The organism is Ochrobactrum sp. BTU1 (assembly GCA_018798825.1).
In the GTDB taxonomy this organism is placed as follows: domain Bacteria; phylum Pseudomonadota; class Alphaproteobacteria; order Rhizobiales; family Rhizobiaceae; genus Brucella.
Genome location: CP076354.1, coordinates 1,830,923 through 1,845,964, shown reverse-complemented (window position 1 = coordinate 1,845,964; position 15,042 = coordinate 1,830,923). Strand labels below are relative to the sequence as shown.

The window sequence follows — 15,042 nt, the reverse complement described above, 5'->3', positions numbered from 1 at the left end:
GTGGTGAGGACCATAACGGCTTTTCTTTTATCCAGCTTTAGAGCGCCATGCGCCCTCTTGGGTGCATAAAGGTCGCTCTAACACTCTATATTTACGGCATAATTCCTTAAACTGATGCAAGTTTAAGGAATTATGCCGTAGAGCGCGTTTAACCCTTTCCGGTAGGCGCGTTAATGCAAAAACTCCACGAGTATGACTCATGGAGTTTTGTTCGAGCTCAAGTGGCAACTGCACTTGTTCCGCGCGTGATGCCTCAGCATCTTGAGCCGCCTTGGTATAATTGATGTTTAAAATATGCAGTTCAGGAATCGAACTGTTCGGCCGGCACTGTCAGGGAATAGACGGCACCTGCGCCATCAACGCGGTAATCTGCCTTGCCGCCGACTGCTGCTGGCACGATCCGTTGCAGGACTGCACTGCCAAAGCGCGGGTCATGATTATAAACCTCTGGCATGGCCGGATTGGTTTCTTCCCAATGGATGACGAGTTCTTCATCGCCTTTTTCGGAGCGGTGGATTTTTGCAGAAATCACCACGCGACCGTAAGGGATAGAGAGGCCGCCAAAAGAGGTCGCATTGATAATCAGTTCATGCAGCGCCAAGCCGACATGCAAAGCCGCGCCCGGGAAGAGATAGGGATTATCACTTTCGACAGTCAGGCGGTCATCATTGATGTCGATATATTTCTCGATCTGCGAATGAACGAGGTCGAGAAACAACGCTCCGTGCCAATTGGAATCCGTCACCAGGTCCTGTGAATAGGAGAGGGACTGTATGCGGCCGCGAAACTTGAGAAGGAAATCATCAACAGAATCGGTGAAGCGAGCGGTCTGGCTCGCAATGCTTTGCACGATGGCGAGCAGATTCTTGGAGCGGTGACTGACTTCGCGGAGCAGTGTTTTTAACACCTGCTCACGGCGTTTCATTTCGCTGATCTCAAGTGCGGTCGTAACAAGACCGAGCACATTGCCCTCAGAATCACGATCGCAGTCGATGTGAAATTCTATCCAGCGCAGCTTGTCGCCGTCGTTGATGGCGAGCTCGACATTCTGTGCGGTTCCACTTTCCAACGCTGTGCGTTTGGCGTGATCGAGCCGGGACATGGAGGTTGAGAAAATGAAATCGCAATCCTGACCGCCAACTCTCCATTTTTCCTGCCAGTAGGATGGAATATTTTCACCCCAGGCATAGAAAAGGTCGGGCGTCTGATACAGAACGCAAACATTGCTGTTACGGACAGCTCTCAGCAGTGCGCGCAAACGTGAAGCATCGGGCTCTGTGTCTTTGAGGGATTGGTGTGATGCTGCCATGAATGCCTCAACTGCCGCCCGTTTTAGAATCAAAATTGACTGGTGATTTATAAAAGCTGGTACTGGAAAAATGAACGACACTCGGCATTGTGTTTGGATGGATGCTGACTGTCATAGGACTCAAAGGTTTTGATTTGTTATGAAAACCAATAATCGCGCCGTTGTTTGAGGCCATACAACGGCGCGATGGTTCTTTGGGCTTATGGAAGGCGATATAGCGCCCCCCGCCTGTAAGCAGATTTCTGTCTATTACGCCTTGCGAATAGCCGAAGCGATCAGAGATACGACCAACAGGGCAAGGAATACGAAGAACAGAATCTGGGCGATACCTGCTGAAGCACCGGCGATACCACCGAAGCCCAGAGCACCTGCTACCAGAGCTACGACGAGAAAAACGAGAGCGTAATAAAGCATTTTGAATCTCCTCTTCACTGATTGAAAGAGAAACGTTCGATCTATGCTTTTGGTTCCTCGAAATAGACAATTTACAGGTCCCGCCCCCAAAAAAATCACGCTTTTTCAAACGGATGGTTATTTGCCTCGTGCGCAGCTATGAGAAAGCGAATTCAGGTCTTTCGCTATGCGCTTTAAAGCCAATCCCCCTGAAAAGAGCGGATCTTTACAGGGGGGGCTAACTTACCGGCTACAGCACAAAGGTCGCTCTATGTGCAGAAACTTTACGCAGCAACCTGCGCAGCTTCCTCAAAGAACAGAGCCTGGCTTATGAGCGCTTTGACCATGTCCGGGTTAAATGGCTTCGTCACCAGGAACGTCGGCTCTGGTCGTTCTCCCGTCAGGAGGCGTTCGGGGAAGGCCGTGATGAAGATCACGGGAACGGTATCGTCCTGCAAAATTTCGTTGACTGCATCGATACCCGAACTGCCATCGGCAAGCTGGATGTCGGCGAGGACCATGCGCGGCTTTTCTTTGCGATAAAGCTCAAGCGCTTCATCTTTGGTGCGTGCAATACCCACGACCTCATGGCCGAGGCTCTCCACCATCTGCTCGATATCCATGGCGATGAGCGGCTCGTCTTCGATAATCATGATGCGGGTTGCAACCTGCTTCGAGATTTCGGTGGAAGCTGCTGCAAGAATTCGCCCGAACTCACCATCTTCGAGTTCAAGAATTTCGGCTGCTTCACGATCGTTGAAACCTTCGACTGCGACGAGGAGAAATGCCTGTCGCGGCAAGGGGGCAATATGTGAGAGATTGCGCGCTGCCTGTTTTTCCCATGCAAACTCGGAAGCGGGTTCCGGAATTTGAACAGAGGCCGTTTTGTAAAGATTGCAGAAAAGTCGATAAAGCGCGATCCGGTCCGCGGAGGCTTGCGGGAAAATGCTTATATCTGCGATCAGGGCTTCCAATGTGGCTGCTACATATGCATCACCCGAAGCCTGCGACCCGGTGAGGGCGCGCGAAAAACGGCGAAGATAGGGAAGGTGCGGCGCAATACGCGTCGATAACGTCATGATTCTGAGACTCCTCACTGCCGCAATTCTTGTTTTTCTACATACACCGCTGAAACCCGAAAGTTTCTGGAGAATGTTATAGAGCGCGGCATTATGGTACTCAAAACGCCACGGATTTAAAAAAGTTCCATGCAGATGCGATAAATTAGGGAACTTTTTGAGATCGGGTGCATTTAGGCTGTCGAGCAGGGGCTTGGTAACAGTGGAACATGGCTTGATGCCTGGATTTAATTAGAGATGACTGAAAAGAAAAACCTTCATGCGAACGGGGCCGGGTTACGGCTTAACGGGCGCGTCCGGAAGGACATTTTGGGTCCGAACTGCGAAGTGGGTCTCAAACTAAAAGCGCTTTATACTTCGATACAGGACGAGACCATTCCGGATCGTTTTCTGGATTTGCTGGAAAAACTCGATCAGGTTGAACAGGAGAGTATGCGTGAGCAGAACACTGGTTCCGTCGGCTGAGGAGTTGGCGCAGTTCAAGCGCGAACTGCTCGCGTCCTTGCCTAGCTTGCGCGCGTTTGCAGTATCGTTGATCGGTAAGCATGACCGCGCCGACGATCTCGTTCAGGACACAATCATGAAAGCCTGGGCCAAGCAGGATTCTTTCGAGTTGGGCACCAACATGAAGGCTTGGCTGTTTACAATTCTGCGCAATGAATTCTACACGCAGATGCGTAAGCGTGGTCGCGAAGTGCAAGATACGGATGGTATCTTCAGCGAACAGCTTGCAGTGCATCCTTCCCAATATGGCACGCTAGATCTGCAGGATTTCAAGGCAGCTCTTGAACAGTTGCCGGATGACCAGCGCGAAGCCATTATTCTGATTGGTGCATCGGGCTTTGCCTATGAGGAAGCGGCAGAGATCTGCGGATGTGCTGTTGGCACAATCAAGAGCCGTGTGAGCCGCGCCCGTACGCGTCTGCAAGAGATTTTGAAGATCGAAGGCGATGGCGATTATGGTCCGGATGCCGATTCCTCTCGCGTAACTTTGAGAAGTTTTGCCTGACAGTCGTCGTCTGACTTCAACATTTGCCTCCTGCGGCTCATGCGCTGAGCAAATGTTGGAACTAAAAACGGCCACTAGAGCGCCGTGCGCCCTCTTGGGCGCACAAAGGTCGCTCTAACACCTATATTTACAGCATAATTTTACCTTAAACTGATTCAAGTTTAAGGAATTATGCTGTAGGCTTTATCGACTTGAAGATTTCGCTTTACTAATATTTGTTAACTATACCAGCGCCAGAGAACGTTCACGCTCTCTGGCGCTGGTTTGCAGCTTCAAAACGTTGACGTGCGGACCAGATAGGGATGCGTGAAACGCGAGGCCAAAGCTTAAAGCGCATTCCGAAAAGTGCGACGCGGTTTTCGGAGCAAGATGCGCGTAAAAACAAACGGATCGAGCATTTTCAATGATCCAATCAAAGCAGGAAATGCTCTATTAGATTTATCGTGGACCGACCTTTGCCAGCAGCCTTTTCAAACCGTGTTATTAAGCCGTCATGGCGACCGATTGCTCTTATCGTGTCGCTCAGTCTGGTTTTGCTTTCGGCATTGATAACGCTGTTTCTTTCTTCCGGCGTTAACAGTCAGGTCGTTGATATATCGAAGAATTTCGAGCTGCGTGAGCAAGTCGGACGCGTGACCAGAATTGCTTATAACATCGAGATGAGCCGGCGCGGCTATCTTCTGACGCTCGATGATACCTATCTTGAACTGTATCAGCGCTCTATCGTGAACATCGATCAGACCATGTCCGATCTTGCGGCGCTGACGCAGGACAATCCACAACAGGATGCTCGTGTTCGAAAGATAAAAGCGCTGGTCGAGCGCGCGCATGATGACGTGCGTGAAACGATTAATCTTGCCAAGGCCGGTAAGGTGCAGGAGGCGATCAACAAGGTGAGGGGTGATGAGGGCAAAATCCTCATGGACCAGCTCTCCGATACCGTTTCCCAGTTTATCGATATCGAAGAACGTGAACTGGCTGAACGCAACGCGCATATTGATCGGATGCGCTACTGGATGACCGCTGCGTCGATCGTTGCGCTGATATCGGCTGTCATGCTGGGCTTTTTGCTTTTCACACGCGTTCAGCGTACAGCGCGCGCCCTCATTGAAGGGCAGACTGTGTTGCGCTCGGAGAAGGAGCTTCTTGAAGATCGTGTGAGAGAACGGACGATGGAACTGGAACAGGAACGCGCCATCGCTGAACACGAGCGCAAGCGCGTCGAGATTTTGTTGCAGGATTCCAATCATCGCATCGGCAATTCGCTGGCAACAGTGTCGTCACTGCTTGGGCTGCAATTGCGCCAGACACAGAGTGAAGAAGCACGCGCTGCGCTGTCTGCTGCACGCGACCGAGTTCAGACCGTTTCGACGGCGCATCGCAGGCTAAGGCTTGGCGAAGATATGGAATCGACCCGTGTCGATGAATTCCTCGAGACTGTTATCGAAGATATTCGCAATGCCATTGGCGAGGACCGCAAGATCAGCTTCCATACGGATTTTGCACCGCTTGATCTGAAGGCGCGAGATGTCACCACCATCGGCATCATTTTGGGCGAGCTTATAACCAATGCCGTCAAGCACGCCTTCAAGGGTCGTTCCGAAGGTGAGATTTCCGTAAGCTTCACGCTGGATGACAATACCGGAACCCCTGCGTTGATCGTAGAGGATAACGGCGTGGGCTGGCAGAAGAACAGCACGGCGGATGTTAAGGAACAGACGGGTCTCGGAACGCTGGTTGTCGAGCAGCTCTGTATGCAGTTTGGCGAAAAGCCGGTCTATGCTTTGGCTGAGAACGGCTCAGGCACGCGCGTCATCGTGCGGCTCGCATCCCTCGCAAACGTGAAATCTGAAGACACAGCAAAGTAAAATTGATTAGCAATGAAGAAGACGGCTATGGCTATTATCGACCATAGCCGTCCGATATTATTTGCGCTTCTTTTTGTCTGAAAGCAGACTAACCAAAGCAATACCTGCAAGTGGTAACGCGACTGCCAAAATCGGCCGTTTCAAAATCGAAGGTACAGTTGCAATGGCTGCAGTGGCCATCAAAGCCGACTTATCTGCTTCGATGCGTTGTTTGCGCTTCTTCTCCTCAGCTGCAGCCTGAATTTTCAGAACTGCGAGAATGAGCAGAGCGAGGATTAGCGACAAGCCCGCCAGAATGAGCGCTGCAATCGGTCCACCGTAATTCTCTGCAAGCGCCAGAAAAGCAGCAACACAAAGAAACACCACCGCGATAAGGCCGAAGACAGCGATTGCCGCACCGAAAATAGCGGCGCGCTTGGCGCGTCCGGTGAGGAGCTTCAGCTCTTCACCGGCAAGGGATGCCACGACTGGCGCGAGAAGTTTCAGCATGGCGCGGATCAGCGGCGCGAGAGGAGCGCAAGAAGATAGCCGACGCCAAGTGCTGTCGCTATCGATGCAATCGGGCGTTCGCGGATGGTTTCAGTAAGCTGTGCTTCGACGTCCTGCGCTTTGTTCTTCAAGTCGCCGACAACATCTTCGCTCTGATGATATGCGCTTTTATAGGTTTCCTTGGCGGTGCGCTTGGCGTCGCGAACCGTCTGCGTGCCGAGATTTGCCAGGGTTGCAGCAATGGCTGCGATATCTTCTTTGAGCTGTTCGACCTGAGCCTGAAGGTCTTCGGTTGTCGAATCGGTCAGTGCTTCTTCGATCTTTTCCTCGATCTTACGCGTATTGGTTGTTCCGCGCGCCATGTCAGGCCTCCTGTTCGATCACTGGTCTGCAACATCTGTTGTTCAGCCAATATAACGTTGGTCAGGCCCAATGGTTGCATGCAAAGAGGCGCAACAGCAACTCAATGCACGACCTTCTATCAGTCATGGTAAATATCGTCAGATGCGCTCACTGAGAGTGGTTCCATTTAATAGGAATCATTGAAACCGCTCTATCTTTTTGTTTCTAAGCATTATCCGACGCAAAACCGCTTCGCACTTTTGCTGGAAATGCTTTAATCAAGCGAAGAGCAGGTAAGCAGCACCGAGGATCGTGATGACTGCAAGACCGTAATGCGCTGGCTTGAGCAGGCGCTGCTGCACAGGCATTGGATCTTCATTGCCTGCCATGGCTGTGCGTGCTGCATTTTCGAGCACCTGAATATCCTTGAGCATCATTGGCATGTCCTCCACAAGCCTCACGCAAACCCGCGCAATTCATGAGAAATGTCAGGTCTGTCCGTCTTATCTATATCACGTCTGATTTGAAGTTTTTATGCAATAGGTATTTCTTACGTGCTCTACCTAGATTTTGGGCTCCTGACTGCGGGAAATTGTCACTAAATTCAAAACATGACTTGCATCATCATGTTAATGAGAGGTAAGAAAAGGCCCAACAAGCGGCGCAACGGTCTGCATGGACCATCTGTTATGCGCGCTCGGACCTGAACAATCAAAAGGCGATCAAAATGACTGGTTTCTGGCGAAAAGGCTTCACGGCTGCGGCGATGGGCGTGGGGCTGCTGGCATTTGCGGGTTCTGCACTTGCGCAAAGCGCGCCTGAACCTGCAACCAATAATCCGGCTGCGACCAGTCCTGCACCAGCAGCGCCCGCTGCAAACGAGCCAGCAACGCCAGCGCCGACCAATCCGGCACCAGCGCCTGCAACCCCGGCGCCAGCTGCCCAGGAACCTGCATCGCAGGCTCCTGCCGCCAATCCGGCGCCAGCGACTGAACCAGCCGCCGCACAGCAGCCAGCGCCTGAAGCAGCGCAGCCAATTGCGCCTGCAGCAGAAGCGCCTGCATTTGTACTGCCACACGATCTGTCGCCTTGGGGCATGTTCATGGCGGCTGACTGGGTGGTCAAGTCGGTCATGATCGGCCTTGCTCTTGCATCGCTTGCAACCTGGACCGTCTGGGTTGCCAAGTCGCTCGAACTGGCTGGCGCACGCAGCCGTGCCAAGCGCGCTTTGAAGATCATCGGACATTCTGCAACGCTGTCAGACGCAGTTCGCTCGCTTGAAGGTGCGAAAGGACCTGCTGCAATCCTCGTGCGTGCGGCGGAAGACGAAGTGCGCCTCTCCGGTCCTGCTCTGGCTCGCGCCGGTGGCGAAGGACTTAAAGAACGTGTTTCTTCGCGTCTGTCGCGAATTGAAGCCAAGGCTGGCCGCCGCCTTTCCAAAGGTACGGGCGTTCTTGCAACCATCGGCTCGGTCGCGCCTTTCGTCGGCCTGTTCGGTACTGTTTGGGGTATCATGAACTCGTTCATCGGCATCAGCCAGGCGCAGACCACCAACCTTGCAGTTGTTGCCCCTGGTATCGCTGAGGCGTTGCTGGCAACAGCCATTGGCCTCGTTGCCGCTATCCCGGCTGTTGTGATCTATAACGTGTTTGCCCGCGCCATCACCGGTTATCGCTCGCTGCTGGCTGATGCCGGGGCAGGCGTTGAACGCCTCGTAAGCCGTGATCTCGACTTCAGAACAGCTGGTGTGTCTGAAGGCAAGCTACACGCTGCGGAGTAAGCAATATGGCTGGCAAAATTCGCGAAGGCGGCGGCGACGATCTGGAGCTGAACCATGAAATCAACGTGACGCCGTTTATCGACGTCATGCTGGTTCTGCTGATCATCTTCATGGTTGCCGCACCACTGGCAACGGTTGACATCAATGTGGACTTGCCTGCTTCGAGCGCAACACCTGCGCCGCGCCCTGACAAGCCGATTTATGTGACGCTCAAAGAAGATCTCAGCATCAGCGTTGGCAACGACACTGTGGTTCGTGAAGGTCTTGGACCAAAACTCGACGTCGTATCCGAAAAGAACAAGGAAGCACGCGTCTTCCTGCGCGCCGACAAAAATGTCGGCTATGGCGAGTTGATGCGTGTGATGAACCTGTTGCGTGAAGCAGGCTATCTCAAGATTGCGCTGGTGGGCCTTGAAACACTCGGAGCGACGACTCCCGATGGTTCGGCTCCCGCTACACAAGCGCCCGCTACACAAGCTCCAGCGACGCAGGGAGCACAGTAAAATGAGCAGGCTTCCGCCCGAACATCCCCCAATAAAGAATGTGGCGTCGGCTGATAGCCATCATAATTCCTTTTGGCATGATGCAGGGCGTTGGCTTGGTGCAGGCATTATCGTGCTCAGCGTTCATGCGGCTGGCGCTTATGCCGTGCATATGACCAGGGACGAAGACCAGCCGGATGGCGCGCAGATCGCCGCGATGGTGATTGAGCTTGCTCCCGAGCCCGAAGCGCCGATGGAAGAGCAGGTATCAGAAGCACCGCAGCAGGAAACCGCTGCCGAGCCTGAAGAGCAGGTCGAGCCTGAGCCTGTACCTGAAGAAATCAAGGAACCGGAACCGGAGCCTGAGCCAGAACCTGTTCAGGAACCTGAAGAAGTTGTTCCGGATGTGGTTGAAGCGCCTAAGCCGGAAGTGGCCGTGCCGCTGCCGATTGAAAAGCCTGAACCAAAGCCTGAAAAGAAAGTTGAAAAGCCTAAGCCTGAAAAGCCTAAGCCGGTGCAGAAGGTTGAAAAACCCAAGCCCAAAAAGGCTGAAAAAGCCAAGGAAACCAGACAGGCCAGCGCTCCGCGTATGGATGCCGATAACGGCGCCAGGGCTGCAGCCAATCGCCGTGGTGAGAATAATGCCTCAGCCGGTGTGAGTTCCGCCAAGTGGACCTCCAAGCTGCAAGCCCATATGGCGCGTAATGTACGGTTCTTGCAGCGTAAGGCGAGCAGAAATTCCAAGGGGCTGGTGCAGGTTACTTTCGTCATCGATCCGTCGGGCAACGTGCTGTCTGCGCGCCTTGCAGGGTCATCGGGCGATCCAACTGTGGATCAGATGGCACTGGAAGCTGCGCGCCGCGCCTCTCCGGTTCCTGCACCTCCTGCAGCAATAGCGAAAGCGCGTATGCCGATTACTCTGCCATTGCTTTTCAAGTAAGCAACGCAATCTCTCAATAAAAAAGCCGGTCTGTCTCCAGACCGGCTTTTTACGTTCCGGATGCAGTTGGTTTTATTCAGACGACAGTGCCACTGCCGGTAACAGCCGTGAAGCTTTGCGGGCTGGCAGGAAGCCAAATACCAGACCTGTCGCGAACGCACAGGTGAATGCAAGCAATACAGGACCTGCGCTGAAGGCTACCGATACGCCTGCAAGCGATATGAGGGTTGCTGCACCAACACCCAGTATTACGCCAAACGCACCGCCAATCGCAGAGACTGTAAGAGCCTCGGTGATGAACTGGAGCAGAATGTCGCGCCGGCGCGCGCCTGTGGCCATGCGGACACCGATTTCGCGGGTGCGTTCGGTTACGCTTACAAGCATGATATTCATCACGCCAATGCCGCCGACCAGCAGCGATATTGCTGCCACCGATCCCAGAAACAGTGTGAGCGTACTGCCCATGGCTGCCGCATCGTCACGAATGGACGACATGTTGGTTATCATCGTGTCGCGTTGCTTATGGCGCTGGTCAAGAAGCTCCTGAATTTGGTCCTGTGTCGTGTCGATCAGATCGGGATCTTTGACCTGAACCGTGATGGTGCGGACATATTTCTGACCAAAGAGCCGGAGATTGCCGGTTGATAGCGGGACGATAACCACGTCATCCTGATCGGAACCGCCGAAACCTGCTCCTTTTGATTCCAGAGTGCCGATCACCTGAAACGGTATTTTCTGGATCAGGATATATTGGCCGATCGGGTTCGAGCCATCAGGGAACAGGGTTTTGACCACAGTCGAGCCAAGCACGGCAACCGGCGCATAGGTTTCCATGTCATGTTCGGTGATGAAGTCACCCGTTGTAACTTTCCACGACTTGGCTTCAGAGAAAGCTGCAACCGTGCCATTGGCCTGCGATTGATAATCAACATTGCCACGCCGCAAGGTTACGCTGCCGGTCACTTCCGGGACGGCTGTCTTCACATTTGGCAATTGCAGGATTGCATCGGCATCAGCTGGGACAAGTGTTGCGACGGAGCCAGAACCCCGAAAGCCGGGCATCGACGGTCGAATGAGAACAAGGTCGGTGCCCATCGCATTGATGCGATCCAGAATGGAGTTCTGGGCCCCTGTGCCGATTGCCAGCATGGTGACAACCGAACTAACACCGATGATGATGCCAAGCAGTGTCAGGACCGTGCGGAAAATATTGGCGCGCAGCGCACGCATCGCCATTTTGACCGCTTCAGAAATATCGGCGATATGAGCAGCGCCGCTTTGGGTCATCTGTTGCAGCGTTTTAGGCGCATCAGTATCCGGCATTTCACGCTTGGTGGTGTCGGACAGGATTTGACCATCGCGGATTTCAATCAGGCGGTCAGCCCGTTCCGCAACTTCGCGCGCATGGGTGATGACGATGATCGTATGACCCTGCTCATGCATGGAACGCAGAAGCGCCATGACGTCTTCACCGCTCTGGCTATCGAGCGCACCGGTCGGTTCATCGGCGAGAATGATGCGTCCGCCATTCATCAAGGCGCGCGCAATCGAGACGCGCTGTTGCTGGCCGCCAGAAAGCTGATTGGGCCGATGGTCCAGCCGGTCACCCAGTTTCAACGATCCCAGAAGCTCGGCTGCGCGTTCGTGACGTTCTGCGGCAGGCATACCCGCATAGATAGCCGGAACCTCGACATTTTCCTGCGCGGTCGATGTTGCTATCAGATTGTAGCTCTGGAAGACGAAGCCGAAAGTGCGGCGGCGTAGTGCTGCCAACTCATCTGCATCAAGCGTCGATACGTCTTCGCCATCGAGCAGATATTGTCCACCGCTGGGGCTGTCCAGACAGCCCAGAATGTTCATCAGTGTTGACTTGCCGGAGCCGGACGCACCCTTGATGGCGACGAATTCACCGGCCCTGATGTCGAGCGTTATCCCGTGCAGCACCTCAACGGCTAAATCGCCATTGTGATAGGTTTTGCGGATGTCCTGCAATCTGATGAGGGGCGCGTCATTCATGGCGGTGCTCATCAGAAGAACATGCCGCCCGGTCTGCGGCCGCGCTGGGTTGAGCCTGCCGTCGCAGATGCGGATGTGACGACCACCTTGTCGCCTTCTTCAAGGCCGCTTTTAACCTCTGCCTGCACGCGATTACGAACGCCAATTTCCACAACGCGTTCTGCGGTTGCGCCGCTCTTATCCACGACCTGAACGGTCGTTTGTGGCTTGCCGGTACCTTCGCGTTTCTGGTTCAGCGCGGCAGTTGGAATAATCAGCACATTGTCTGCGTGGTCGAGAACAAAATAGACCTGTGCGCTCATATTGATCATGAGTTCGCCGGTTGGGTTCGGAACGTCGAACAGCGCGTAGTAGAGAACGACGTTGTTGTCGGTCTGCGGGGTAGGCTTGATCTGACGCAGAGTTCCGGTAAAGCGCTTGTCTGGTTGACCGAGCAATGTGAAGTAGACCGGCATATTGGGCTTCAACTTGCTGATATCGGCTTCCGAAACCTGTGCTTCAACGGTCATGACCTTGAGGTCAGCGACTGTGACAACTGTCGGTGCGCTCTGCACTGCGTTGAGCGTTTCGCCTTCCTTGGCGCTCTGATCGACGACGGTGCCGACCATCGGGCTGTAGATCTTGGTGTAGCCGAGATCGACCTTGTCGCTGGCGAGCTGTGCTTCCTGTTGACGGATTTGCGCGCTCAGGGCTTTCACATCGGCTTCCGCCATGGCGAGATCGGCATCGGCCTGATCGATGGTCGATTGCGATGCGTTGCGGGTCGCAAGCAGTGAGCGCTGGCGAGCGGCATTGGACTTTTTCAATGTCAGCTGCGCCTGCTTGCTCAGAAGCTGTGCCTTGAGATTATCGAGCTGTGCGCTGGCAATCTCGACCTTCTTTTCGAACGGTGATGGGTCGATTTCGGCAATCAGATCGCCCTGCTTGACCTCGTCGCCGATCTCAACTTTGACGCTTTTCAGCTGTCCCGAGACCTGCGCGCCAACATTGATGCTGCGCAGCGCACTCAGGGTGCCGACTGCGGTGATCGAGTTTTCGATGTTGCCGCGTTCAACGGTTTCAGCCAGATAGGTGCTTTTCTGGCTGCCGGCTTCTCGCCCGCTCAGGAAATACCAGCCTGCACCCAAGGCAATGGCTGCTATCGGCAGCCAGACCCACAAGCGGTTACGCCCACGCGATGCGCGTTTACCTGATGCGGTCGTCTTTGGACCTGTGGCCTGTGAATCGGTGGATCTAAGCACCCTGCAACCCCTGAGAATTCATTATAAAAAATAGTGTTCTGCGGATATCTATGCCGACCAACTCAGGAATTCATCTTAATTATTTGTCATGCGCCTAATGGTCATAGGCTTGGGCTCTGTTAAAAATGGTGCTTTAGAGAGTGCATATAAAAAAGCCGGAACGAGGTTCCGGCTTTTTATCATAATGGTTGGATTGCCTAATCAGGCTGTGCCGGTTGAACCGAAGCCGCCAGCGCCGCGTGCGGTTTCGCTGACCTGTGAGCGCTCTTCGATCTTTGGCTGGACGACTGGCGCGAAGACGGCCTGTGCAATGCGCATACCGCGTTCGATGCGGAAATCGTCGTCACTCAGGTTGATGAGCAGTACCTTCACTTCGCCACGATAATCAGAATCGATTGTGCCGGGCGTGTTGAGGCAGGTGATGCCGTTCTTGAAAGCCAAGCCCGAACGAGGGCGAATCTGCACTTCATAGCCTTCCGGGATTTCAAAGATGAGACCGGTTGGCACCAGAGTGCGGCGACCCGGCAGAAGTACGATCTGGCGGTCTTCGGCAACGGCGGCTCGAAGATCCATGCCAGCGGAACCGGAAGTTTCGTAAGCGGGGAGTTCAAGGCCTTCCGCATGTTCAAGGCGAATGATGCCGAGCGTTGGTGCTGTCATGAGGGGGCCTTTCCTACGTGAAGTTAAATTGGCGACGCTCATACGTGAAAACACATGAAAGGTGTACCGCCTATTTTCAGTTTTGCAATGATAGTGCGGCACAGGATCATGCTTTTTGCTGATGGATCAGTATTTAATGAGCCCGCCATCCACAGCATACTGGCTGCCGGTAACATAGGATGCGTCATCAGAAAGCAGGAAAAGAGCCACGGCTGCTGCTTCATCAGCCGTACCTGCACGCCCGAGCGGCACCTGATCGACGACAAAACGTTCAAATCCGCTTCGCGCCTCATCGGGCAGAAAATGCCGGAAATTCGTTTCTATTGGTCCGGGCACGATGACGTTGGCCCTGATGCCACGGGGTGCGAGCGCGGACGCCCAGGAGCGTGTCATGGCAATGACCGCACCTTTGGTTGCAGCGTAAAGACTGGTGGCTGCAGCGCCTTCATAGGTTGAGCTGGACGATGTGACGACGACCGAGCTGCCATGATTGAGATATAGCGAAAGGCTGGCCAGTTGGAGCATTGGCCCGCGAACATTGGTTGCCATCATGGCATCGAAATCCGCAGCCGTGATGTCTTCAGGCGCTCCCAGCGAAGCAAAGGCTGCATTCAGCCAAAGCCCATCAAGCGGACCAATGGCTTTCACCGCTTCAGCGAGACTGTTTGCTGCATCAGGATCGGCAGCGTCATTGCGAATGACTTCAGCCTTCTCACCGAGCGTCTGACGGACTGAGTGAATTCGTTCGTTGTTCATACCGGTCAGAACAACATGACCGCCTTCAGCAATGATCCGGCGGGCACCCGCCAGGCCCATGCCGCTCGTTCCGCCTGTGATCAGAATGCGCTTATTGTGAAACCGGCTCATCTGGATGTCCTTGCTGTTGCGTGACGGTCGCGCAGCACTCAAATCGTATCGAGCGGCACGGCTGTCGTTTCCTTGATCTCCTCCATGACGAAAGACGCTGATACATCCGATAAGGGTACACTGGCAATCAATCGCTGATAGAGGCGGTCATAGGCTTTGACGTCGGAAACGCGCGCTTTGAGCACATAGTCGAGATCGCCGGTCATGCGGTAGACGCCGACGATTTCCGGAAAGCGCGCCATGGCGCTGCGAAACTTGCCAAGCCAATCGGGGTCGTGGCTCGATGTGCGAACCAGAATGAAGACGGATAGGCCGCAACCAGCCATCTCGGCATCAATCAGAGCGACACGCGCCTTGATGATCCCTGCGTCTTCCATGCGCTTGACCCGTCGCCAGCAGGCATTGCGGGAAAGATGCACGCGCTCGGAGAGAGAATCAACAGACAGAGTGCCGTCAATCTGCAACTCATCCAAGATTTTGCGGTCAATTTCGTCTAAATTGAGTTTCATATTGGGATGATTGTCTCATAAAATGTCAATTATCAAGGATAAATTGAGATTTCATCTC

At 53.9% G+C, this 15,042-nt stretch carries 17 protein-coding genes; 6 read left to right on the top strand and 11 right to left on the bottom strand.

Annotation, left to right across the window (positions count from 1 at the left end; genetic code table 11):
• Window positions 1-301 precede the first annotated feature (301 nt).
• The 3 genes from KMS41_08945 to KMS41_08935 form a co-directional block, all read right to left on the bottom strand.
• On the bottom strand, window positions 302-1,309 hold the full coding sequence (locus KMS41_08945) for a histidine kinase (protein ID QWK77219.1): 1,008 nt from the start codon (window positions 1,307-1,309) through the stop codon (window positions 302-304).
• Between the two features lie 249 nt (window positions 1,310-1,558).
• Complete coding sequence (locus KMS41_08940; GenBank protein ID QWK77218.1) at window positions 1,559-1,723, bottom strand: DUF1328 domain-containing protein; 165 nt, start codon at window positions 1,721-1,723, stop codon at window positions 1,559-1,561.
• Window positions 1,724-1,986: 263 nt separating this feature from the next.
• Entirely contained in the window at window positions 1,987-2,781 is a 795-nt protein-coding gene (locus KMS41_08935; protein QWK77217.1) for a response regulator, read from the bottom strand.
• Between the two features lie 237 nt (window positions 2,782-3,018).
• Between KMS41_08935 and KMS41_08930 the strand changes: the two genes are divergently transcribed.
• From KMS41_08930 to KMS41_08920, 3 genes are all read left to right on the top strand, one after another.
• Window positions 3,019-3,246, top strand: a complete 228-nt coding sequence (locus KMS41_08930; GenBank protein ID QWK77216.1) for an RNA polymerase — start codon at window positions 3,019-3,021, stop codon at window positions 3,244-3,246.
• Window positions 3,218-3,790, top strand: coding sequence for an RNA polymerase sigma factor (locus tag KMS41_08925; protein ID QWK77215.1), 573 nt, complete (start codon window positions 3,218-3,220; stop codon window positions 3,788-3,790). The genes KMS41_08930 and KMS41_08925 overlap by 29 nt, the downstream gene beginning before the upstream one ends.
• 455 nt (window positions 3,791-4,245) lie before the next feature.
• Window positions 4,246-5,658: a CHASE3 domain-containing protein gene (locus tag KMS41_08920; GenBank protein QWK78825.1), complete on the top strand. Its 1,413-nt coding sequence runs from the start codon at window positions 4,246-4,248 to the stop codon at window positions 5,656-5,658.
• Between the two features lie 57 nt (window positions 5,659-5,715).
• Here KMS41_08920 and KMS41_08915 read toward each other — a convergent pair whose 3' ends face one another.
• The 3 genes from KMS41_08915 to KMS41_08905 all read right to left on the bottom strand — a co-directional run bounded on the left by KMS41_08915 (window position 5,716) and on the right by KMS41_08905 (window position 6,926).
• Window positions 5,716-6,147, bottom strand: coding sequence for a phage holin family protein (locus KMS41_08915; protein QWK77214.1), 432 nt, complete (start codon window positions 6,145-6,147; stop codon window positions 5,716-5,718).
• A gap of 8 nt (window positions 6,148-6,155) precedes the next feature.
• Complete coding sequence (locus KMS41_08910; protein QWK77213.1) at window positions 6,156-6,509, bottom strand: DUF883 family protein; 354 nt, start codon at window positions 6,507-6,509, stop codon at window positions 6,156-6,158.
• A gap of 258 nt (window positions 6,510-6,767) precedes the next feature.
• Window positions 6,768-6,926 carry a hypothetical protein gene (locus KMS41_08905; GenBank protein ID QWK77212.1) on the bottom strand — a complete coding sequence of 53 codons (159 nt, stop codon included), beginning with the start codon at window positions 6,924-6,926 and terminating at the stop codon, window positions 6,768-6,770.
• A gap of 290 nt (window positions 6,927-7,216) precedes the next feature.
• Here KMS41_08905 and exbB point away from each other — a divergent pair, with 290 nt between their 5' ends.
• Genes exbB through KMS41_08890 form a run of 3 tightly spaced genes read left to right on the top strand, consistent with a single transcriptional unit; the run spans window position 7,217 to window position 9,691 of the window.
• Complete coding sequence (gene exbB / locus KMS41_08900; GenBank protein ID QWK77211.1) at window positions 7,217-8,269, top strand: tonB-system energizer ExbB; 1,053 nt, start codon at window positions 7,217-7,219, stop codon at window positions 8,267-8,269.
• Window positions 8,270-8,274: 5 nt separating this feature from the next.
• Window positions 8,275-8,772 carry a TonB system transport protein ExbD gene (gene exbD, locus KMS41_08895; protein QWK77210.1) on the top strand — a complete coding sequence of 166 codons (498 nt, stop codon included), beginning with the start codon at window positions 8,275-8,277 and terminating at the stop codon, window positions 8,770-8,772.
• A gap of 1 nt (window position 8,773) precedes the next feature.
• Complete coding sequence (locus tag KMS41_08890; GenBank protein QWK77209.1) at window positions 8,774-9,691, top strand: TonB family protein; 918 nt, start codon at window positions 8,774-8,776, stop codon at window positions 9,689-9,691.
• Between the two features lie 72 nt (window positions 9,692-9,763).
• Here the strand turns inward: KMS41_08890 and KMS41_08885 are convergent, their stop codons facing one another.
• From KMS41_08885 to KMS41_08865, 5 genes are all read right to left on the bottom strand, one after another.
• The gene (locus tag KMS41_08885; GenBank protein QWK77208.1) at window positions 9,764-11,707 is read right to left on the bottom strand and encodes a MacB family efflux pump subunit; all 1,944 of its coding nucleotides are present in this window, start codon (window positions 11,705-11,707) and stop codon (window positions 9,764-9,766) included.
• Between the two features lie 11 nt (window positions 11,708-11,718).
• Entirely contained in the window at window positions 11,719-12,948 is a 1,230-nt protein-coding gene (locus tag KMS41_08880; GenBank protein ID QWK77207.1) for an efflux RND transporter periplasmic adaptor subunit, read from the bottom strand.
• Between the two features lie 201 nt (window positions 12,949-13,149).
• Window positions 13,150-13,608, bottom strand: a complete 459-nt coding sequence (gene dut / locus KMS41_08875) for a dUTP diphosphatase (GenBank protein QWK77206.1) — start codon at window positions 13,606-13,608, stop codon at window positions 13,150-13,152.
• Between the two features lie 126 nt (window positions 13,609-13,734).
• Entirely contained in the window at window positions 13,735-14,475 is a 741-nt protein-coding gene (locus KMS41_08870) for an SDR family oxidoreductase (GenBank protein QWK77205.1), read from the bottom strand.
• 38 nt (window positions 14,476-14,513) lie between these two features.
• Complete coding sequence (locus KMS41_08865; GenBank protein QWK77204.1) at window positions 14,514-14,984, bottom strand: Lrp/AsnC family transcriptional regulator; 471 nt, start codon at window positions 14,982-14,984, stop codon at window positions 14,514-14,516.
• Between the last annotated feature and the right edge of the window lie 58 nt (window positions 14,985-15,042).